This window comes from Natrialbaceae archaeon AArc-T1-2 (assembly GCF_030273315.1).
GTDB lineage: Archaea > Halobacteriota > Halobacteria > Halobacteriales > Natrialbaceae > Tc-Br11-E2g1.
The window spans coordinates 633,515-652,566 of sequence record NZ_CP127174.1 but is presented as its reverse complement, the minus strand read 5'-3'; the positions used below and the strand labels follow the sequence as shown (position 1 = coordinate 652,566).

The 19,052-nt window shown below is 61.6% G+C and carries 22 protein-coding genes and 1 pseudogene; 11 read left to right on the top strand and 12 right to left on the bottom strand.

The features are described from left to right. Positions 1-732 precede the first annotated feature (732 nt). Both QQ977_RS03310 and QQ977_RS03305 read left to right on the top strand, forming a co-directional pair. Positions 733-1,212, top strand: coding sequence for a redoxin domain-containing protein (locus tag QQ977_RS03310; RefSeq protein WP_285927514.1), 480 nt, complete (start codon positions 733-735; stop codon positions 1,210-1,212). 99 nt (positions 1,213-1,311) lie between these two features. Continuing rightward, positions 1,312-2,124: an HD domain-containing protein gene (locus tag QQ977_RS03305; protein ID WP_285927512.1), complete on the top strand. Its 813-nt coding sequence runs from the start codon at positions 1,312-1,314 to the stop codon at positions 2,122-2,124. Here QQ977_RS03305 and QQ977_RS03300 read toward each other — a convergent pair. Beyond that, a complete protein-coding gene (locus tag QQ977_RS03300) occupies positions 2,119-2,352 on the bottom strand; it encodes a helix-turn-helix domain-containing protein (RefSeq protein WP_285927511.1) in 234 nt (77 codons plus the stop codon). The two genes, QQ977_RS03305 and QQ977_RS03300, sit on opposite strands and share 6 nt — an antisense overlap. Positions 2,353-2,586: 234 nt before the next feature. Between QQ977_RS03300 and QQ977_RS03295 the strand changes: the two genes are divergently transcribed. Beyond that, positions 2,587-2,781 carry a XapX domain-containing protein gene (locus QQ977_RS03295; protein WP_285927510.1) on the top strand — a complete coding sequence of 65 codons (195 nt, stop codon included), beginning with the start codon at positions 2,587-2,589 and terminating at the stop codon, positions 2,779-2,781. A 16-nt stretch (positions 2,782-2,797) separates the two neighbouring features. On the opposite strand, the gene QQ977_RS03290 is transcribed toward QQ977_RS03295, so the two are convergent. The 6 genes from QQ977_RS03290 to yqeC all read right to left on the bottom strand — a co-directional run bounded on the left by QQ977_RS03290 (position 2,798) and on the right by yqeC (position 8,275). Beyond that, positions 2,798-4,639: an FAD-binding protein gene (locus tag QQ977_RS03290; RefSeq protein ID WP_285927509.1), complete on the bottom strand. Its 1,842-nt coding sequence runs from the start codon at positions 4,637-4,639 to the stop codon at positions 2,798-2,800. A gap of 5 nt (positions 4,640-4,644) precedes the next feature. After that, positions 4,645-5,517, bottom strand: coding sequence for a succinate dehydrogenase/fumarate reductase iron-sulfur subunit (locus tag QQ977_RS03285; protein WP_285927507.1), 873 nt, complete (start codon positions 5,515-5,517; stop codon positions 4,645-4,647). Between the two features lies 1 nt (position 5,518). After that, positions 5,519-5,884, bottom strand: coding sequence for a succinate dehydrogenase (locus QQ977_RS03280; RefSeq protein WP_285927506.1), 366 nt, complete (start codon positions 5,882-5,884; stop codon positions 5,519-5,521). Further along, positions 5,884-6,315, bottom strand: a complete 432-nt coding sequence (gene sdhC, locus QQ977_RS03275; protein WP_285927505.1) for a succinate dehydrogenase, cytochrome b556 subunit — start codon at positions 6,313-6,315, stop codon at positions 5,884-5,886. Before sdhC ends, QQ977_RS03280 begins: the two co-directional genes overlap by 1 nt. Positions 6,316-6,427: 112 nt before the next feature. Beyond that, on the bottom strand, positions 6,428-7,516 hold the full coding sequence (locus QQ977_RS03270) for a succinylglutamate desuccinylase/aspartoacylase family protein (protein WP_285927504.1): 1,089 nt from the start codon (positions 7,514-7,516) through the stop codon (positions 6,428-6,430). 33 nt (positions 7,517-7,549) lie between these two features. Continuing rightward, positions 7,550-8,275 (bottom strand): selenium cofactor biosynthesis protein YqeC, encoded by a 726-nt coding sequence (gene yqeC, locus QQ977_RS03265; RefSeq protein WP_285927503.1) that lies wholly within the window; start codon positions 8,273-8,275, stop codon positions 7,550-7,552. A gap of 124 nt (positions 8,276-8,399) precedes the next feature. On the opposite strand from yqeC, the gene QQ977_RS03260 reads away from it, so the two are divergent. Beyond that, complete coding sequence (locus QQ977_RS03260; protein ID WP_285927502.1) at positions 8,400-8,525, top strand: hypothetical protein; 126 nt, start codon at positions 8,400-8,402, stop codon at positions 8,523-8,525. A 50-nt stretch (positions 8,526-8,575) separates the two neighbouring features. After that, positions 8,576-9,576, top strand: a protein-coding gene (locus tag QQ977_RS03255) for an IS630 family transposase (protein ID WP_285926427.1) whose coding sequence is annotated in 2 segments (ribosomal slippage) — positions 8,576-9,068 and positions 9,068-9,576 — 1,002 coding nt in all. Because the reading frame shifts where the segments join, the coding sequence is not laid out codon by codon here. A 33-nt stretch (positions 9,577-9,609) separates the two neighbouring features. Here the strand turns inward: QQ977_RS03255 and QQ977_RS03250 are convergent. Both QQ977_RS03250 and QQ977_RS03245 read right to left on the bottom strand, forming a co-directional pair. Then, positions 9,610-10,296: a competence/damage-inducible protein A gene (locus tag QQ977_RS03250; RefSeq protein WP_285927501.1), complete on the bottom strand. Its 687-nt coding sequence runs from the start codon at positions 10,294-10,296 to the stop codon at positions 9,610-9,612. A gap of 51 nt (positions 10,297-10,347) precedes the next feature. Beyond that, on the bottom strand, positions 10,348-11,256 hold the full coding sequence (locus QQ977_RS03245; protein WP_285927500.1) for an AEC family transporter: 909 nt from the start codon (positions 11,254-11,256) through the stop codon (positions 10,348-10,350). 256 nt (positions 11,257-11,512) lie between these two features. Here QQ977_RS03245 and QQ977_RS03240 point away from each other — a divergent pair, with 256 nt between their 5' ends. After that, positions 11,513-13,768: an NADP-dependent malic enzyme gene (locus QQ977_RS03240; protein ID WP_285927499.1), complete on the top strand. Its 2,256-nt coding sequence runs from the start codon at positions 11,513-11,515 to the stop codon at positions 13,766-13,768. Between the two features lie 252 nt (positions 13,769-14,020). Continuing rightward, positions 14,021-14,383: a winged helix-turn-helix domain-containing protein gene (locus QQ977_RS03235; RefSeq protein WP_285927498.1), complete on the top strand. Its 363-nt coding sequence runs from the start codon at positions 14,021-14,023 to the stop codon at positions 14,381-14,383. An 86-nt stretch (positions 14,384-14,469) separates the two neighbouring features. Here the strand turns inward: QQ977_RS03235 and QQ977_RS03230 are convergent. Beyond that, a pseudogene (locus tag QQ977_RS03230) lies at positions 14,470-15,402 on the bottom strand (RNA-guided endonuclease InsQ/TnpB family protein); the annotation flags it as partial. A 73-nt stretch (positions 15,403-15,475) separates the two neighbouring features. On the opposite strand from QQ977_RS03230, the gene QQ977_RS03225 reads away from it, so the two are divergent. Continuing rightward, positions 15,476-16,300, top strand: a complete 825-nt coding sequence (locus QQ977_RS03225) for an IS5 family transposase (RefSeq protein ID WP_285926176.1) — start codon at positions 15,476-15,478, stop codon at positions 16,298-16,300. 14 nt (positions 16,301-16,314) lie between these two features. Here QQ977_RS03225 and QQ977_RS03220 read toward each other — a convergent pair whose 3' ends face one another. Next, the gene (locus QQ977_RS03220; protein WP_285927496.1) at positions 16,315-16,665 is read right to left on the bottom strand and encodes a helix-turn-helix domain-containing protein; all 351 of its coding nucleotides are present in this window, start codon (positions 16,663-16,665) and stop codon (positions 16,315-16,317) included. Positions 16,666-16,669: 4 nt separating this feature from the next. After that, positions 16,670-16,831, bottom strand: a complete 162-nt coding sequence (locus tag QQ977_RS03215; RefSeq protein ID WP_285927495.1) for a DUF2080 family transposase-associated protein — start codon at positions 16,829-16,831, stop codon at positions 16,670-16,672. A gap of 169 nt (positions 16,832-17,000) precedes the next feature. Between QQ977_RS03215 and QQ977_RS03210 the strand changes: the two genes are divergently transcribed. From QQ977_RS03210 to queC, 3 genes are read left to right on the top strand one after another with little or no spacing between them, the layout of a single operon-like run. Next, a complete protein-coding gene (locus tag QQ977_RS03210; protein WP_285927494.1) occupies positions 17,001-17,471 on the top strand; it encodes a 6-pyruvoyl trahydropterin synthase family protein in 471 nt (156 codons plus the stop codon). A gap of 1 nt (position 17,472) precedes the next feature. Beyond that, positions 17,473-18,255 carry a 7-carboxy-7-deazaguanine synthase QueE gene (locus QQ977_RS03205; RefSeq protein ID WP_285927493.1) on the top strand — a complete coding sequence of 261 codons (783 nt, stop codon included), beginning with the start codon at positions 17,473-17,475 and terminating at the stop codon, positions 18,253-18,255. A gap of 8 nt (positions 18,256-18,263) precedes the next feature. Continuing rightward, a complete protein-coding gene (queC, locus tag QQ977_RS03200; protein WP_285927492.1) occupies positions 18,264-19,001 on the top strand; it encodes a 7-cyano-7-deazaguanine synthase QueC in 738 nt (245 codons plus the stop codon). Positions 19,002-19,052 lie beyond the last annotated feature (51 nt).

The following is a 19,052-nucleotide window of genomic DNA, read 5'->3' as shown; positions in this document are numbered from 1 at the left end:
CGCACCGTGAACGGCGCGGAGTGTGTCACCGAGAATTGACGTCCGTCCCAAGATTCGAACCCATCCGCATCAGTTTCGGGTGCCAGCAGGGAGCATCAACGTGATCGGGCGTCGACCCTACTCGGTGGCTGGCGTCGACGAGCGAGGTGTCGGGAGACTACGGGTACAGCTCAAGGATGAGATCAACTAGCTCGAGATATACGACAACCCCCGCGGCCACGATGGCGATGGCGATGAAAAACGGGATTGCGTTACGGATCAGTAGAGCCATACGAGGAGACGCTCGGGAAAACACAAATATATTTCTGATATGTACATCGAATAAACGCACGAACGAATGAAATCATATCTAGCGTGAATGTTGGACCCAATACATAAGGGTCGGTACCGTGCGGACGACACCGATCACTCGAGGGCCCGAAAATCGCTAGAGCCGCACGAGCAAGTATCTCGCCCGATCGGGCGGATTCGATTCTCTCCTACGATCTTCGCGGCGTACGCCGAGCTACAGTTCTCACAGACGGCCATCGCGCGGCTTTCGTCTCCCAAGTGAACCACCTCCAGATTAGAAACCGGACCAAGCATATTCAAACTCCGCCACAAAGATGTCGTACGTTCTCTCTCGAGGACTATTTGTCGACGGACCGCTTCGTTCATTGATCGCGAAACGGTATTCGGTCAAACACCTTGCGAGCGAAACTGTCTTTTTGCCGTGTCGGAAAGAGACGCCCGATGCCCACAACCGGAGACACCGCGCCTGACTTCACCGCACCGCTTGCAAACGGCGACGTAGAACAGCTGACACTGTCGAACCGACTCGCAGAAGAGGGTCCGATCGTACTCGCGTTTTTCCCCGGCGCGTTCACGAGCGTCTGTACGGACGAGATGTGTACCTTCCAAGATCGGCTCGCTTCGTTCCGGAACCTCGAGGCGACCGTCTACGGCGTCAGCGTCGACTCGCCGTTCTCGCTCAACGAGTTCCGTGATCAGAACGACCTCGAGTTCGGCCTCGTCAGTGACTTCGAAAAGGAGATCATCGACGACTACGGCGTCCGGATGGACTTCGACGGCCTCGGCGTCTACGGCGTCGCGAAACGATCCGTCTTCGTCGTCGACGACGACGGAACGATCACCTACTCGTGGGTCAGTGACGACCCCGGCGTCGAACCCGACTACGACGAGGTCGAGGAGGCCGTCGCTGACGTCGCCTGATACGGGATACGGACGTCGACTGTCGACGATCGACGGACGACAGCGACCTCGGACGAGTTCGGCGGAGCGCTTTTTGGTCCTGCTCTCGAGGAATCGAGTATGGGCGATTCCGAGACGAGCGGTGCGCGCCGTGTCTACTCTCCCGACGACGACCACCATTTCCCCGACGAGAAGCTCCACGAGGTCCTCGAGTACCTCGACGCCGACGAGGAGATCGCAGCCTACCTCGAAGCCCAGAACGTCAACGCGGTCGATCGCAAGGGGTACAACGACCACGGGCCGAAACACATCGAGATCGTCCGCAACCGAGCGCTCTGTCTCTACGACCTGCTCAAAGCCGGCAATGTCGATTTCAACGGCGCTCGCCAGCAGGGCCTCGCCGAGGAAGACGAGGCGGTGATCGTCGCACTCGCTGCAGTGTTACACGACGTCGGCCACGTCGTCCACCGCGACCAACACGCCTACTACTCGATCCCGCTCGCTGCGGATATCCTCGGTCGCATCCTCCCCGAGTTCTACGACGTCGCCGACAGGGTTCGCGTGAAAGGCGAGGTGCTTCACGCGATCCTCTGTCATCACACCGCCGAGACGCCCTTGACGACCGAGGCAGGCGTCATCCGCGTCGCCGACGCCTTGGACATGGAACGCGGTCGGTCGCGGATCCCCTACGAACAGGGTGGTCGCGGCATTAATACACTCTCGAGTCAGGCGATCTCTCGCGTCTCGCTGCACGAAGGCGAGAGCCGACCCGTCATGGTCGAAATCGAGATGACGAACGCCGCGGGCGTCTACCAGGTTGACAACCTGCTGAAGGCCAAGCTCAAGGGGTCGGGGCTCGAGGATCTGATCCGGATCGTCGCGGTCAACACGAACGAGAACCGCGATCAGCTCGTCGAACGGATCGAGTTATAACGACGACGCCCCATCGACGACGGTGTACCCGTCCCGCCGTTCGACGTAGCCACGACTTCGGAGTGACCTGGCAATCGAGAGCATTGTCCCCTTCTTGAGCCCGAGGTCGGCACAGATCTCGTCGGCGGTCGCTTCGCCACGAACGGCGAGATACAGGTACACGAGCTTTGCCTGCGGTGACGCGATCGCATCCGGCACCGATACTGTCGTATCCTGTCGTGTTGCCATAGTCGTTCGACGAGAGTGTTTCGACGATAATAAAATCATCTTTCAACGAACGTCGAAATTCGACCGACGCGACGGCGGTTAGCTACCGAGACGACGGCCGCGTCTCGGCGGCGTCGACGCCGCACGCGCTCTCACGCTTCGTCGACAGCCGTGGCGTCGATCGTCGAATAGGCGCAACGATAGTGAGGGTCCGCGTCACATCGTTTTTGTACTCACACCGGACACTCACTACCAATGTCCACACAGCTTACCGTTCTCGCGCTCCTCACCGGACTGCTCACCGGTGCCCTGTTCAGGTTCCTCCAGATCCCGATCCCGGCGCCGCCGGAGCTGCCGGGAGTCATGGGGATCGTCGGCATCTACCTGGGGTACAAAGTCGTCGACTACCTCGACGTGGGCGTCGACCTGCTCGAGGCGCTCGGTCTCTAGAAAAGGGGTCGCGCGATCAGTAGCTGCGCACTTTGGGCTCGTAGGCCTTCTCTTCGCCCTCGAGGATGACGGGGCGGTACCAGATCGACGGCTTGCCGCCGTTCCAGGAGATCAGGGTGTGTTTGAGCCAGTTCTCGTCGTCGCGGATCTGGTTTTCCTGTCGCCAGTGTGCGCCCCGGAACTCGTTGCGAACCAGCGCGCCGAGTGCGATTGTCTCGGCGACGTCGATCAGGTTGCGCGTCTCGATCGTCTGCTGGAGGTCGGTGTTGAACGTCCGGGACGGATCGTTGACGTAGACGTCCTGGTACATCTCGCGACACTCACGGATGGCTTCGAGGGCCTTCTCGATGCCCTCGCCCGTCCGGAAGACGTTCACGTAGTCGGTCATCGCCTGCTGCAGCTTCGCTCGGACTTCGGAGTGTTTGACGCCGTCGTCTTTCGCGAGCAGGGACTCGACGCGGTCGCGTTCGGCTTCGACGGCGCGTTCGATGGCGGCGTCGGCGTCGGCGATCTGTCCGGAGCCGTCGGCGGCGACGTCGCCGGCTGCGGGGTCGATGCCGGCTTCACCGGGTGTGACGGGGAGGTCGGTGTCGTCTTCGTCGACGCCCTCGGTGTAGCCCGTCTCGATCTCGGGCTCGCCTAAGTCCTCGCCGGCGGCGTGGTAGCCGGCGCGCTTGCCGAAGACGATCAGTTCGGGCAACGCGTTGCCGCCCAGCCGGTTCGCGCCGTGGACGGAGACGCAGGCGCACTCACCGGCGGCGTAGAGGCCGTCGATACAGGTCTGACCGTTCTCGTCGACCTCGATGCCGCCCATCGCGTAGTGTTGGCCGGGCTTGACCGGCATCGGCTCGACGAGCCCGTCGACGCCCTCGAAGTCCTCCGCGAGGTGGAGGATGTTCTCCAACCGATCGAGGATACGTTCTTCGCCTAAGTGGCGCATGTCGAGGTTGACGTACTCGTCGTCGACGCCGCGTCCCTCGTTGACCTCGGTGAGTTCGGCACGGGCGACGACGTCACGAGAGGCGAGTTCACCCTCGTTGTTCGCGTAGCCGTACTCGAACATGAACCGCTCGCCGTCGTTGTTGTAGAGGATGCCACCTTCGCCACGGACGCCCTCGGAGATCAGCACACCGGTGGAGGGCAGCGAGGTCGGGTGGAACTGGATGAACTCCATGTCCTCGAGCGGAACGCCTGCCCGGTAGGCCATCGCCTGCCCGTCGCCGGTACAGGAGACGGCGTTTGTGGTGTGATCGAACGCCTGTCCGAGAGGGCCGGTCGCCAGGATGACGCCGTTGCGAGCCTTGAAGCCCTCGATCTGGCCGGTCTGGACGTCGTAGGCGACGACGCCGTGACAGTCCCGGTCGTTCGGGTCGGGTTCGTCGGTGACGGCGAGTTGGGTCACGAACCACTCGTCGTAGACCTCGATGCCGCGTTTGACGACCTGCTCGTACATCGTGTGCAGCAGGTGGTGACCGGTCTCGGCACCCGCGTAGGTAGTCCGCGGGAACGAGAGGCCGCCGAATGGCCGCTGGGAGACTCTCCCGTCCTCCTCGCGCGAGAAGGGCATTCCCCAGTGTTCGAGGTTCATCACTTCCTCGGGAGCGTCCTGGGCGAGGGTCTCGATCGCGGGCGCGTCGCCGAGGTAGTCCGACCCCTTCATGGTGTCGTAGGCGTGTAGCTCCCACTCGTCGCCCTCCCGGAGTGCGGCGTTGATACCACCCTCGGCGGCCCCGGTGTGACTGCGGACCGGGTGGAGTTTCGTGACCATCCCTACGTCCGCTCCCGCTTCGTGCGCTGCGACAGCAGCCCGGAGGCCGGCGCCGCCTGCGCCGACCACGATGACGTCGTGTTCGTACATTGTTGTTACCAGAATTTCAGGTTCTTCTTGACCGCTTCACGCTTGAGCTCCTGGATGTGCTCGGTGAGCGGGATGTCTTTCGGGCACACCTCGGTACAGGAGAACTGAGTCTGACAGCGCCAGACGCCGTGTTCCTGCTCTAAGATGCGGAGTCGGTGCTCTTTGAGTTCCTCCTCTTCGCGATCGTCCATCGCGAACTTGTAGGCCTTGTTGATCGCCGCCGGACCCAGATACTGGTTGTCGCCCGCGGCGATGTTACACGAGGACATACACGCACCACACCAGATACACCGCGAGGACATCTTGATCTTCTCGCGGTTCTCCCGACTCTGGCGTTGTTCTTCGTCTGCCGGGAAGTCCTCGGACTGGAAGTACGGCTCGACGGCGTGCATCTGGTCGTAGAAGTGGTCCATGTCCACGACGAGGTCTTTGACGACCTCTTGGTGGGGCAGCGGCTCGACCCGGACCGGCTGTGCTAAGTCGCTGATCTGGGTCTTACACGCCAGTCGCTGCTTGCCGTTGATGAAGAAGGCGTCAGAGCCACAGACGGCCTGCCGACAGGAGTGTCGGAAGGTGAGCGAGGAATCGTAGGTGTCCCGCGCGTACATGACGGCGTCGAGCACCGTCATCCCCTTCTCGAACGGAACGTGAAAGTCGTCGAAACGCGGTTCCTGTTTCTCTGCGACCTCGGGGTCGTACCGGAAGACCTTCAGGTGGACGGTGTCGCCCTCGAGTTCGTCCGCGTCGGCCGTCTTCTCTCGTTCGGCCTTGTCTTCTTGCTTTCGCTTGAGCCGTTCTTGCTGGGGAGAGCGCTCTCCTTTCATCTCCTGGTCTGTCGGTGCCTCTTGCGTTTCGGGCTCTTGTTGTTGTGTACTCATGTTAGATCATCCCCGCCATGACGAGTGCAACCCAGGTTCCTTGAACGACGAGCGCGATGCCTGCGAGAGTAAGGACTGCGAGTACGACTTTCTTTGGGGTTCCAGACAGGCCCTGGTTGACGAGGGCGTTGTAGACGCCGTTTATCCCGTGGAACGCGCCAGCGATCAGGAACAACACCATCGTCAGGAAGTAGCCGAGGTTATCCATGCGGGCCTGCGTGCCGGCGAACGTGACCTCCGCCGCGTGGTTGACGAAGTGTAGCTGGAAGAAGTGAAACGCGAGCACGACGACGAGAAACGCCGCTGTGACGCGCTGGAGCAACCAGCCGGTACCGCCGGGCACGAACGAGGAGTAGCGTTCAGCCATTACAGGCCCACCCCGTGCATGAACGTCGGCACGCTCGCGACCGTAATGATGGCCGTGAGGATCAACGACGCATAGAAGCTTCTGTCCTGTGAGTCGAGACCGATGCCGAGGTCGACCATCAGCAGGCGAACCCCGTTCAGGATATGAAAGACTGCGACCGCGAGCAGTCCGACCTCGAGCACCCGGATGATAAAGAGGCTCTCGAGACCCTGAATCGTTCCGGTGTAGACGTTGACCTCTTCTCCAGCGAGCATCATCGTCTCGCCTGCAGCCGCCGGAATGGCAGTGCTCAGCACGGCGATGTGGGTGAACAGGTAGCCGATGAGCATCCACCCGGTAAACTTGTGGAAAATCCACGCCCACATCCCGGCCGAGAACTCCTTCCAGCGGCCGAAGTCCTCGATGAGACCGCGATTGTAAGACTGGCTCATGTTCTCAGCCCGAGGGTTGGACCGCGAGGGTATAGAAGTTACTTTTGGCGCTCGCTGCGCCTATCGACGCTATTGTCGCCGTAGCCGTCTCGAGAGCGCATGAGGAGTATATTTACGCTCCAGTTCGGCGGCTCAACGATCTCGAGCCCGGTTCGTCGTCCCGAAGTTCGCGCTCGAGTGCGTGTAAGGTGTCGTCCTCGAGGCCGACGAGGTGACAGAGCGGATTGCCGGGGTAGACGACGGGGTTCTCGAGGACGCCGACGATCAGCCCCGTAAACGGCGCCTCGACGGTGACGATGTCGTCGTCTTCCTTGAACGGGTTCGTGATGGCACAGATGACCTCGCCCTCGCGGACGAGTTCGCCGCGGCCGCGTTTCATGTCGACGATACCCCCCGCGTCCGCGCGCAGCCACGTCTTCTCGTCCGCGTCGTCGATGACGGTCCGCCAGCCGGGCCAGTACACCGCGGAATCGCGGTGGAGGCCAAACTCGGCGAGGACGCTCGCGACGCCGGTGAGCGCGCGGTCGATGAGCGCGCGCTGGAAGCGGTGGGCCTTTCCCATCTCGATCGTGATCGTCGGAATTCCGGCGTCGGTCGCTTCGCGCCGGAGCGTTCCCGACGGGCCCTCGCCGCCGATGATGACGTTCGAACTGAACGCGTTGGCGACGCGAGCAACCGCTGAGTCGTCCATGTTCGCCCGGACGTGAAGCATGTTCGTTCGACCACGTGTGGAGGTATGAAAGTCGAGCCCGAAGTCACAGGGTTCGATGAAGTTCGTGAAGATCCGGTGGGCCATCCGACGCGCGCTCGTCGATCCCTCCCGGCCGGGAAACGAGCGGTTGAGGTCCCGGTCGTATATCGGCAGGTATCGCTCCTGGGCCAGAAAGCCGGGGACGTTCATGACGGGAAGACAGACGAGGGTTCCGTGCAGGATCGAGTGGTCCCAGTCGTGAGCGACCTCGCGGACGACCTCGATGCCGTTTAGCTCGTCGCCGTGGGCCGCCGCGGAGAGAAAGACCGTCGGTCCCGGACGCTCGCCGTTGACGACGGTCACCGGGATCCGAACCGGATCGCCGAGGTACGTCTCGCTGATGCCGTAGCGGATGTTCGCCGACTCGCCCGGATCGACTCGCCCGCCGTTGTACGTGAAGACGTCGCTCTCGTCGGGTGGCTCCGTGCTGGAACTGGAGGGGTCGCTCATACGTCCGTATCCGGTGGGAAGGGTATAAACGTGTTACACCACGCCGACGACCTCGGCGTCTGCCATCCGGGCCACCACGACCCGTGGCACGTCGGTCCGGTCGTGGACCGCGGCTGCAATCTCGCGTGCGACGGCCTCGTCGTCGCCGTCGTCGACCTTGTTGATCAGCGGAATCGCCGTCGCGTCCGCCGGCACGCGTTTCAATCCGCCCCGCTCGCTCGCCAGTACCGTCCCGACCGCCGTCGGCGTAATCGGATCGCCGACCTCGAGGTCGGTGATCGCGGCGACACGTTCGGGGCGGTGGACGACGGCCGCCGACAGCGGCTGGCCGACGGCGTGAGCGCTCGCGATGGGGATGACGACGTCCGTCGTCGTCGGCAACTGTGGCTCGCGATCGTTCGGTGCCTTGAACTCCCGCGTTCGCGCGCCGTCGGCTTTCACGAGCACGGGGCCGTCGTGTGCGGCCGTGATGTCGTCTATCGTCCCGGTGTCGTAGCCGCGATAGCGGTCCTCGCCCTCTCGTTCTGGAACGAGTCCGAGCGGGAACGATCCCGCCTCGAGGTTCTCGAGCGTCGTCGCCGGCTCCGTCGTCACCCGGACGGACGAGACGTGGGGATCGAATATCGGGATCCGGACCGTCGCCGTGAGCACGGCCCGCTCGAGGCGACCTGCGAGCGCGTAGAGAGTCGTCTTCTTCCCGCCCGCGCCGACGACACAGAGCGTTCCGGCCGAGGCGTCTAACGCGTCGACGACGTTCATTGGTGGCGATACGCACCGCAAGGCCTAAAACTGAGGGACAACGACGCCGACGTCGGACCGACCGTCGAGCTCACGGCGACGGCGTTTCTGAAACGTTAAGAGGGGCGGGCACTCACCGCCGACCATGAACGAACTACTCTACGTGGCTCTCGAGACGGAAACCGAACTTCCGATGGAGCTCGCCGGCTGGGGAACGCTACTTCTCGCGCTGATCGTTACGTTCGCCTGGCTCGCGTACCTGTACCGGTAGTTCTATAGTAACCGTTAGAATTTTCTGCCCATAGATTGTTGCTACTTCTAATGGATCATCTCGACGATATCTCCGTCGAAGAACTTCACGACGCACTCGACAACGTCGAGGGAAGGAAGCCGACACAACGGCTGTTAGCGGCAATTGCGTACAAAAACGGCGTTACGCAGACCGAACTAGCCGAGTGGCATAACACCGGCCGGCGAACAATCTATAGTTGGCTCAAGCGACTCGACACTGACGAGTCGCTTGAGCAGGCCGTTACTGATGCTCATCGGTCTGGAAGAAAGCGAAAACTCTCAGAAAAAGAGCAACAAGAGTTCGAAGAAACAGTCCACAGGTCTCCTGAAGAAGTTGGCTTTGACGCGCCGGCGTGGACGCCGGCGCTTGTCCAGCAGCATCTCGCCGAGACCTACGATGTCGAGTACTCAATCCCAAGCTGCCGGCGGTTGCTCAAAGAAGCGGGATTGAGCTTCCAAAAACCACGCCGTACAGCCGCCGAATCAGATGCTGAGGACCAAGAAACGTTCCGCGAGGAACTCAAAAAAAGCGGCGGGAAATGGACGCCACAGTAGTCTGTATCGATCAAACCAAGAAATCCGTCCAAGTTGAGCCGCGTGCCGCGTGGTTTCCTCGCGGCACGCGACCGTCTGTTGAATTGTCCGGACAACGCGACTGGACGTGTCTCTTAGGCGCGATCACCGAGGACGGTGATCGCTTTTTCTCTCGATTTGAAGAGTACGTTACCGCCGATCACGCAAAACATTTCATTCTTGCGTTATGCCAAGAGTTCGAAGATGACTTGATTATTGTGTTGGATGGAGCGCCATATTTTCGGGCGTCGGCCGTCACGGACCTGGCGGCCCGTGACGACCTCGCCTTCGTGACGTTGCCAGCGTATTCACCTGAGCTAAATCCGGTCGAAGAGTGCTGGAGACAACTCCAAGCAGCACTCAGCAATCGCTTCTTTGACTCACTCAACGAGCTCACAACAGCGATTGATACCGCTATTGATCAACTCTCGCTTCCAGAAGTGAGCAATTACTTCTAACGCCTACTATAGCGTTTCGGCCCCGTCTCGAAACTACGGCCTCTCGACGCGCTCGCGAAGCCACGCCGCGGCCGCCTCGACGGTCGACTCGTCCGTGCTCTCGATCGAGACCCGAACCACGTCGCCAGGGTAGCTGCCGACGGTGACGTCGAACGTCTCGCGGAGTTTCTCGATCCGATCCAACAGCGCACTCTCCGGCTCGTCGGCTCTGATGACCTCACGGTATCGCCTCGTGCCGTTGAACTCGGATGCGATCGTCTCGAACATCGCCTTCATCTCCGTGGGCACGCCGGGAAGGACGTAGACGTTCTCGACGGCGGCACCGGGCGCGACGCCGGCCTCGTTGTGGAGCGCGCGCGCACCCTCCGGGAGGTGTGCCGTCCCGTCAGCGAGGTCCTGACGCGTGTACCCGCCCTCGTCCGTGAGCCACGCGAGTGCTTCCTCGTGTTCCTCGAGCGGACGGTCGAGCGCCGCGGCGACGGCGTCCATCGTGACGTCGTCGTGGGTGGGACCGAGCCCGCCGGTGACGATGACGGCGTCGTACGCCGCTCGATACTCGTTGACGACGCGGGCGATGTCCCCGACTCGGTCGGGAAGAGACGTGACGCGTTCGACGTGGACGCCGTTTTCGGTCAGCCGTTCACAGAGCCACGTGGCGTTCGTGTTCGTCGTTCGACCGGCGAGCAGTTCGTCACCGACCGTCACGATCGCAACTTCCATGAGCGGTCGTAGCAGGCGATGGGTAAAAGGCGTCTCGACCGACTGGAGGTGCTACGCCATGAGCGTGATCAGCACGAACAGCGTCAGAATCGAACCGAGCGTCGTCGTGAACACGTTCAGCGACGCGAACTCCTCGTCGCCCTCGAGTTTGGCGGCGAAAACGTACGTCGAGACGGCGGTGGGGGTCCCGAGCATCACGACCGACGCGACGAACGTCGACGTGTCGACTGCCAGGAATGAAAAGACGAGCCAGGCGAGTGCCGGCATACAAACGATCTTCAGCGCGACGACGGTCCCAGTCGCACCGAAATCGATCGACGGACGGTCGACCTCGAGCGACGCGCCGACACAGAGTAACGCAAGCGGGAGCGCGAGCGAGCCGAGTCCATCGAGACCGAGTTCGACGGCACCGGGGATGGTGAGACCGACCGATCCGATGGTGAGGCCAACGACGAGCGAGAGCAACACTGGATTGACCGCGAGACCCCGTAGTTCGGCAGCGAGGTCCGCATCAGCGCCGTTGAACGTAGAGAGGACGAAAATAGTCAGCGGGACCTGAACGAGCGTTACGATACCGAGTACGACGCTCGCGATCGCAGTCACCGGGGCACCGAACGTCGCCGCGACCAGCGGGAGACCGAGATACCCGAGGTTCGAGTGATAGGACTGGACGATCGCGACACTCCGGCGACCGTTCCCGTGTTGGTTTCGGTGGACGACCCACGCGATCCCTGCCGTCGTAAACAGGACGACCAAAAGCCCCACGACCAGTGCCGGCGACAGCAACTCGCCGATCGCCTGATCGTAGGTGGCGATGAAGATGAGCGCCGGAAGCGCGACGTAGTAGGCGACCGCGTTCAGCCGATCGGTCCGTTTCGCATCGAGAACACCCACCACTCGGAGCCCCGTCCCGACCAGAAGGACGACGAGCAACGCCAGCAACCGGACGAGGACGTCCATACCGACGCGAGACGACTCGGACGTTTCTGCTGTAGGGCTGGCTATGACGGCACGCCGACGGCAGGCATCGACTCCGAATCAGCTCTCGTGACTCGTCGTCTGCACTGTCGGACTCGAGTGCGGTCGATGTCGAGCAGGACTGCGAGCGGACGGTAACGAAAAACCGTCAAGGACAATTTATAATTTACTTCCGATTTAGTGCCGTACCTATCTCCTATATCCGAATATTTTTGCCCGTTTGGTTGGGAGGTGGGGTATGTCACTGGAAGAAGACTCACTCGAGTACCACCGACGAGAGCCGGCGGGAAAGCTCGAGGTCACGACGACGAAATCGACGACCACCCAGCGCGAGTTAAGCCTCGCGTACTCGCCGGGCGTCGCCGGACCGTGTCGCGAGATCGCGGACGATTCCGACGCGGCGTACCAGTATACGATCAAGGAGAATCTGGTCGGCGTGGTCTCTAACGGGAGCGCCGTCCTCGGACTCGGCGACATCGGCCCGCAGGCGTCGAAACCGGTTATGGAAGGCAAAGGCGTGCTCTTCAAGCGGTTCGCCGACATCGACGTGTTCGACATCGAACTCGATCACGACGATCCGACCGCGTTCGTCGAGTCCGTTGCGGGAATGGAGCCGACGTTCGGCGGGATCAACCTCGAGGACATCAAAGCCCCCGAGTGCTTCGAGATCGAGGCCCGGCTCCGCGAGCGGCTATCGATTCCCGTCTTCCACGACGACCAGCACGGAACGGCGATCATCTCGGGAGCAGCGCTCCTGAACGCGACAGAAATTTCCGGAAAGGCGCTCGAGGACCTCGAGGTGACGTTCGCCGGCGCCGGTGCAGCGGCGGTCGCGACGGCTCGCTTTTACGTGTCACTCGGCGTGCAAACGGAGAACATCACCATGGTCGACATCGACGGCATTCTCACGACCGAGCGGGCGGAAGCCGGCGATCTCAACCCGCACAACCGCGAGTTCGCCCGCGACGTTCCCGACGGGGGTCTGTCCGATGCGATGGCGGATGCGGACGTCTTCGTCGGCCTCTCGGCCGGCGGCATCGTCGATCGAGAGATGGTCCGTTCGATGGCCGAGAACCCGATCGTCTTCGCGATGGCGAACCCGGATCCGGAGATCGGCTACGAGGAAGCCAAGACGGCTCGGGAGGACACCGTCATCATGGCGACCGGGCGCTCCGATTACCCGAACCAGGTGAACAACGTCCTCGGGTTCCCCTTCATCTTCCGCGGCGCGCTCGACGTCCGGGCGACCGAGATCAACGAAACGATGAAAGTCGCCGCGGCCGAAGCGATCGCCGACCTTGCGAAGGCGGACGTCCCAGACGCCGTCCGAAAAGCCTACGGAGACCAGCCGCTCCAGTTCGGCCCCGAGTACATCATTCCGAAGCCGGTGGATCCCCGCATCCTGTTCGAGGTAGCACCTGCGGTTGCACAAGCGGCGATCGAGAGCGGCGCTGCCCGCACCACGGTCGATCCCGATCGCTATCTCGAGCGACTCGAAGCCCGCCTGGGTAAATCCCGCGAGATGATGCGCGTCGTCCGTAACAAAGCCAAAAGCGATCCCCAGCGCGTCGCGCTCGCGGAGGGGGACGACGAAAAGATCGTTCGCGCGGCGTACCAGCTCGCCGATCGGAACATCGCCCGGCCGATCCTCCTCGGCAACGAAGCCAAGATACGCCGAATCGTCGACGACGTGGGCCTCGAGTTCGATCCCGACGTCGTCGATCCGGCGGCCGGGGAGTACGAGACGTACGTCGACGCGCTCTACGAACGTCGGCGTCGCAAGGGAATCACCCGAAAAGAAGCGGCCGAACTGACCCGAGACAGCAACTACTTCGGCGCGGTAATGGTCGAACAAGATGACGCCGACGCCATGTTGACTGGGTTGACGTATCACTACCCCTCGGCGCTTCGACCACTCCTGCAGGTCGTCGGCACCGCGGCGGACGTGACCCACGCTGCGGGCGTCTACATGCTCACGTTCAAAAACCGCGTCGTCTTCCTGGCGGACGCGACGGTCAATCAGGATCCCGACGCGGAGACCCTCGAGGAGGTGACCCGCCACGCGGCGGAGATCGCTCGTCGGTTCGACGTCGAGCCGCGTGCCGCGTTGCTGTCGTACTCGAACTTCGGCAGCGTCGACAACGAGGGGACCCGTAAACCGCGTCGGGCAGCCGCTCGGCTCCGGGCGGATCCCGCAGTCGACTTCCCGGTCGACGGCGAGATGCAAGCCGATACGGCCGTCGTCGAGGAGATCGTCCAGGAGACCTACGAGTTTTCGGATCTCGACGAGCCGGCAAACGTACTCGTCTTCCCCAACCTCGAGGCTGGAAACATCGCGTATAAACTCCTGCAACGACTCGGCGGTGCAGACACAGTGGGACCGATGCTCGCCGGGATGGCCGAACCGGTCCACGTCCTGCAACGAGACGACGAGGTCAGAGACATCGTGAACCTCGCAGCCGTCGCGGCCGTCGAAGCTCAACCGACGAACTAGGACTGGTTGACTCTCGGACGAGCGTTCACGCCTCGGTACCGCCCGGTCGAAGACCGAACGTCGCGAACCCGTTTGCGCTCTTGTATACCGTCGGACAGATGCTTTGATACACTATCACCGGGAACGTCCTCCGGTGAATGTATCGGCCGTTCTGTCCGGCGGTATAACGTTGTTCGCCGCTCGTGACTGAAGCGGCGGATATTCAGGATAACCGGAAGATTCAATCCTGATAATCGGCAAACGGAGAGTGGAATGTCACGTGGTGGTTGGGCGAACGATCAGGAATCGGAATCGAACGCGCTTCTCGCTGCGCTTGGAAACAAATACAGCGCCGAGATCCTCTGTGCTGCAGGTACCCCCAAATCGGCACAGACGCTAAGCGAGGACATCGAAATCCCGATCGCGACCTGTTACCGTCGCATCGAAGAACTCGTCGACGCCGGACTCCTCGAGTGTGAGGGGCGGCGACTCTCCGAGGAGGGACGTCGGACGAACATCTACCGGCGAACCCTCGACGAGCTCGAGATCGACTTCAACGGTGAACGGCCCCAGTTCTCTCGAAAGCCTCGTACCGAAGCCAAAAACCGGCTGGAAGAACAACGCGGGACCCAGTAACCGTTCGGACGTCTCGATCGAAACCGACCGGTCGTTTTTTGTGACCTCGCCGCACAGCCAGTCGGCTACCGGTGAACTACCCCACCCTACTCGCTCACCGCTTGCGCGGTTCGCTCCTTGAGGGTGGGGCTTCCTGTTTCAACGACGCACTTTGCATCCACGACGGTAGCAGACCCACCAGTCGTGGACGTAGGGAGTGCAGTCTCCGCAGGCGTAACTTCGGCGTGCCCCAAACCTAACTCCGAAAGACCGCGTTGTAGCACGTTGTAAGCGGCGTTCTCGTCACGGTCAGTCTCAAACCCACAGGTCGGACAGGAATGCTCGCGCACCCACAATTCCTTCTCGACCTCGACACCACACTCGGCACATTCTTGCGTCGTGCCCTCAGGTTTGACTTTCACGAAGTGCGTTCCCTCGCGGTCGCACTTGTATTCGAGGAAGTCGATGAATGTTCGCCACGACGCCGACGCTCGGTTTCGACTGTTCGACGGCAGTTGCATCATCCCGTGAACGTCGAGGTCTTCCACGGCCACAAGGTCGTACTTCTGAGCGTAGTAGTTCGAGAGCTTGTGTAGGAAGTCACGTCGCTTCCGTACGATGCGGACGTGGATGCGGGCCACACGTCGGCGTTGCTCGTGCCAGTTCTGCGAGCCTTCCTGTTTGCGACTCAACGCCCGTTGCTCGCGTTCGAGTCTCTCGCACTCGGCGTCGAGGTCGAGGCTGCCGACCATCGTGCTGTCGGTGTCGTGGGCGTACTTGATGATGCCCACGTCGATGCCAACCATATCCTCGCGGTCAACCTTATCCAGAGCGGGCTTTTCGGGCGCAGTAGCTTCGGTTTCGATGCCGAAGATGGCGTACCACTCGCCTGTTTTCTCTTGTTTGACCGTGACCTGTTTGACGCGGGCGTCGTCGGGAATGTCGCGGTGGGTATGTATCGGTACCTCACCAATCTTGGACAATGAGAGGAGCGTCTGGTCACTCGTGTTCTTGAGTTCGAAACCAGACTGGTTGTATGTGCTCTGTTGAAGAGCGATCTAATCAGCTGATATCACGGGTTAGAAGGATGAAGTCGAGGAAATCGAGGTTGGTATGGAAATCGATATCCTCGACTTCGTTGAGCAGTGTCGAGACCTAGCCAAACAAGCGTTGGGGAAGCACGCGGGCGAGCCCGCCAGCGGCGGGTTCGCCCGCTGGGTACATGTCGTTTTGCACTGTTTTCGGCTCGAAGAGGGCCATAGCTACCGTGAAACGCCGAACCGGCTGAAGTACATGTCTGAGGTTCGTGACGTACTTGGCCTCGATCAGGACGAGTTGCCGGATTACAGCACGATCTACAAGTCGTTCGATCGGCTGAAAATGTGGGTGTGGCGGGCGTTGCTGCGCGTTTCAGCGCAGCAACACCCGCAGTCTGGACACGTCGCTCTCGACAGTACGTTCTTCGACCGACACGCTGCATCATCGTATTACCGTCAGCGATCCGGGAATAGCGTGCAGACGCTGAAAGTGACCACATTAACCGATGTAGAGTCTCTTGCAGTTCTTGACGTTCATATCTCAGCCCGGTGGAAACACGATACGAAGACAGGGCCGCAGGTCGTCCGCCGGAACGCGGACGACCTGCTTTCCGTCGCTGCTGACAAAGCCTTCCACAACTGGCACACCAAATACGAGTTCTACGCCCTCGGTGTCGAACCACTGATCTTACAGCGTGGATCGAAACCACTCACGACAGGGAACAACACGCTTATCCGGACAAAAGGCTACGCTCAGCGCTGGATGGCCGAAACGTCGTACTCGACAACGAAGCGCTCGCTCGGCGATGCCGTGCGAGCGCTGGGCTGGTATCGACAGTTCCGTGAAATTGTCCTCATGTTCGCCATCATCAACATAGAAAAGCTCTGTGAGCCACTCTAACCATCGTTCAGCAGCTATTCAACAAAGCAGTTGTATGTGAGACTTCGATACTCTCGCGGTGGCTTCCACTTGAGCATCCCGACCTTGTGTCCGTTGTCTTTCTTCTCTTTGAGGCGGTCGAGGTTGTCGCTAACGCGGCGAGCGACCGTCTGCAACACTTTCGAGTACACGTCATTCAATTCGCCCCACCAGTCTTTCAGGTCGGGAAGCATGTTCTGCATCGCGGTGTACGACAGGTACTCGTCGGTGTTGCGGAGTTCGTACAGGTAGTGGTTGTACAGTTGCCTACAGGTATCGATATGCCGTTCTAACGCGGTTTCGACGGCTTCGTCAGGTTCGATGCGATACCTGTAGTTGTAGTTCATCGTGTTACTCTTCGTTTTCGTCGTCGGTTTCGTCGGGGTCGCTAACGCGGATGACTTTCACGTCTGCGCCGCGCCAGTCTTTGGGTACGGTGGCGTGGGCACTCCCGCCGAACTCCTTCGCTTCGCGGTCGATGATTTCTTCGCCTTCCAGTTCGAACGTGCCCATACACGACTATATATTCAGTATATATTCATGCGTTTCGGTTGAGAGTGACACTGGCTTGCGGCTGATCCCCGCCCTACTGCGCTACTCGCTCCCGATGGTCGCTACGTTGCTCCTTGAGGACGGGGACTTAGCCTGTAGGAGTTAAGTAACCGAAGTAGAATACTGAGATATGGTCGAGAGAATACTCGAGGATGATGGCTGCGATGCCGACGGCGACATCGTTGGAACTCGCCGCGTCATCCACGTCGGCCGCGACAGCCCGCTCCGGATCAGCGCCGGCCACCGACTAAGACACCACGACGGGAAGTGTGCTCGCCCTCACGGACACAACTACGAGATCTCGGTCACCGTCGCCGGCGAGCTCACCGAAGAAGGGTGGATCGTCGACAAGGGCGATATTACCGACGTCGTATCCGAGTGGGATCACACGTTCCTCCTCGAGGCGGGCGATCCGCTGATCGAGGCGTTCGAGACCGCAGGCGACGGCGACGCCGTCGTCGTACTCGAGCAGCCGCCAACGGCGGAGGTGATGAGCGTCGTCCTGGAGGCGAAGCTCGAGCGACGGCTGCCCGAGACCGTCACGGACGTCGCCGTCGAAGTTCGGGAGACGAGCGAGCTCTGTGGCGGGGGCCGGTTCTGAGATGCCGGTCTCCGACGCGCCGTCTCGAGGCGACACCGACGACGCCGGGTGCGAGGACGCACTGCCGGTCAACGAGTTGTTTTACTCGCTGCAGGGCGAGGGACGGCTCGCGGGTGTTCCCTCGGTGTTCGTTCGCACGAGCGGCTGTAACCTCCGGTGTTGGTTCTGTGACTCCTATCACACCTCCTGGGAGCCGACCCACGACTGGCTCGAGCTGGAGTCAGTTCTCGCGGAGGTCGACGCCCACAGCGTCGACCACGTCGTCGTCACGGGCGGCGAACCCCTGTTGCACGATGGCGTCGTCGAGCTGCTCGAGGAGCTCTCGGCCCGGGAGTATCACGTCACCGTCGAGACGAACGGGACGATCTACCGCGAGGCACCGATCGACCTCGTCTCGATCAGCCCGAAACTGTCGAGTTCGACGCCGACACCGGATCGTCGACCAGCAGACGCCCCGGACGACGGCACCTGGGCGGACCGCCACGAACGAGACCGGATCGACCACGAGACGCTCGCCCGGCTGGTCGACGCCTACGAGTTCCAGCTGAAGTTCGTCGTCACGGACGAGGACGATGCAGGCGAGGTACGCGAACTCGTCGAGACGATCCGCGAGATGGCGTCGGTTCCAGTACGGGACGACGACGTCCTCCTGATGCCCGAAGGAGCCACCCGTGGTCGCCTCGCCGAGACCCGATCTCGCGTGGCCGAGTTCGCGATGGAGTACGGCTTCCGGTACACGCCCCGCCTGCACGTCGACCTGTGGAACGACGCCCCCGAGACCTGAGTTCGACCATGACAGAGACGTCCGACCCTCACTCGACCGATCCCGATGAATCGACAGAAAAACGTGCCGTCGTCTTGCTCTCCGGCGGCATGGACAGCGCCACCGTCGCCTACGAGGCCCGCGACCGCGGCTACGACCTCGACGCCCTGCACACCTCCTACGGCCAGCGTACCGAAGACCGAGAACGCGCGTGTGCTCGCAGGGTAGCCGACGAACTCGACGTCCGCGAGTTCCTGCACGTCGAGACAGAACATCTCGTCACGATCGGCGCCTCGAGCCTGACCGACGACGCACTCGACGTCGAGGACGCGGAGTTAGAGCGCGAGGAGATTCCGGACACCTACGTCCCGTTCCGAAACGCGAACCTGCTCGCGATGGCGGTCTCCTATGCCGAGGCGAACGGCTGTGAGGCAGTGTTCGTCGGTGCCCACAGCGAGGACTTCTCCGGCTATCCCGACTGCCGGCCGGCGTTCTTCGAAGCGTTCGAACGGGTCGTCGACGTCGGAACCCACCCCGAAACCGAGATCGCGGTCGAAGCGCCGTTCGTCGAGGCCTCGAAAACGGACATCGCACGGCGAGGCCTCGACCTCGAGGTCCCATTCGAGCACACCTGGAGCTGTTACCGCGAGAGCGAACCCGCCTGTGGCACCTGTGACGCCTGTGCCTACCGGCTGCAAGCGTTCCAGCGTCTCGGCGTCTGCGATCCCATCGACTACCTCGAGCGACCCCGGTACGCGACGACGTGACCGTCGCCCTAGTGGCGTTCAAAGCCTGAACTGATGGGTGAAACCGAGTGC

Coding starts and splice junctions, on each gene's coding strand:
- QQ977_RS03310 (WP_285927514.1), top strand. CDS start 733: ATGCCCACAACCGGAGACACCGCGCCTGACTTCACCGCACCGCTTGCA.
- QQ977_RS03305 (WP_285927512.1), top strand. CDS start 1,312: ATGGGCGATTCCGAGACGAGCGGTGCGCGCCGTGTCTACTCTCCCGAC.
- QQ977_RS03300 (WP_285927511.1), bottom strand. CDS start 2,352: ATGGCAACACGACAGGATACGACAGTATCGGTGCCGGATGCGATCGCG.
- QQ977_RS03295 (WP_285927510.1), top strand. CDS start 2,587: ATGTCCACACAGCTTACCGTTCTCGCGCTCCTCACCGGACTGCTCACC.
- QQ977_RS03290 (WP_285927509.1), bottom strand. CDS start 4,639: ATGTACGAACACGACGTCATCGTGGTCGGCGCAGGCGGCGCCGGCCTC.
- QQ977_RS03285 (WP_285927507.1), bottom strand. CDS start 5,517: ATGAGTACACAACAACAAGAGCCCGAAACGCAAGAGGCACCGACAGAC.
- QQ977_RS03280 (WP_285927506.1), bottom strand. CDS start 5,884: ATGGCTGAACGCTACTCCTCGTTCGTGCCCGGCGGTACCGGCTGGTTG.
- sdhC (WP_285927505.1), bottom strand. CDS start 6,315: ATGAGCCAGTCTTACAATCGCGGTCTCATCGAGGACTTCGGCCGCTGG.
- QQ977_RS03270 (WP_285927504.1), bottom strand. CDS start 7,516: ATGAGCGACCCCTCCAGTTCCAGCACGGAGCCACCCGACGAGAGCGAC.
- yqeC (WP_285927503.1), bottom strand. CDS start 8,275: ATGAACGTCGTCGACGCGTTAGACGCCTCGGCCGGAACGCTCTGTGTC.
- QQ977_RS03260 (WP_285927502.1), top strand. CDS start 8,400: ATGAACGAACTACTCTACGTGGCTCTCGAGACGGAAACCGAACTTCCG.
- QQ977_RS03250 (WP_285927501.1), bottom strand. CDS start 10,296: ATGGAAGTTGCGATCGTGACGGTCGGTGACGAACTGCTCGCCGGTCGA.
- QQ977_RS03245 (WP_285927500.1), bottom strand. CDS start 11,256: ATGGACGTCCTCGTCCGGTTGCTGGCGTTGCTCGTCGTCCTTCTGGTC.
- QQ977_RS03240 (WP_285927499.1), top strand. CDS start 11,513: ATGTCACTGGAAGAAGACTCACTCGAGTACCACCGACGAGAGCCGGCG.
- QQ977_RS03235 (WP_285927498.1), top strand. CDS start 14,021: ATGTCACGTGGTGGTTGGGCGAACGATCAGGAATCGGAATCGAACGCG.
- QQ977_RS03225 (WP_285926176.1), top strand. CDS start 15,476: ATGGAAATCGATATCCTCGACTTCGTTGAGCAGTGTCGAGACCTAGCC.
- QQ977_RS03220 (WP_285927496.1), bottom strand. CDS start 16,665: ATGAACTACAACTACAGGTATCGCATCGAACCTGACGAAGCCGTCGAA.
- QQ977_RS03215 (WP_285927495.1), bottom strand. CDS start 16,831: ATGGGCACGTTCGAACTGGAAGGCGAAGAAATCATCGACCGCGAAGCG.
- QQ977_RS03210 (WP_285927494.1), top strand. CDS start 17,001: ATGGTCGAGAGAATACTCGAGGATGATGGCTGCGATGCCGACGGCGAC.
- QQ977_RS03205 (WP_285927493.1), top strand. CDS start 17,473: ATGCCGGTCTCCGACGCGCCGTCTCGAGGCGACACCGACGACGCCGGG.
- queC (WP_285927492.1), top strand. CDS start 18,264: ATGACAGAGACGTCCGACCCTCACTCGACCGATCCCGATGAATCGACA.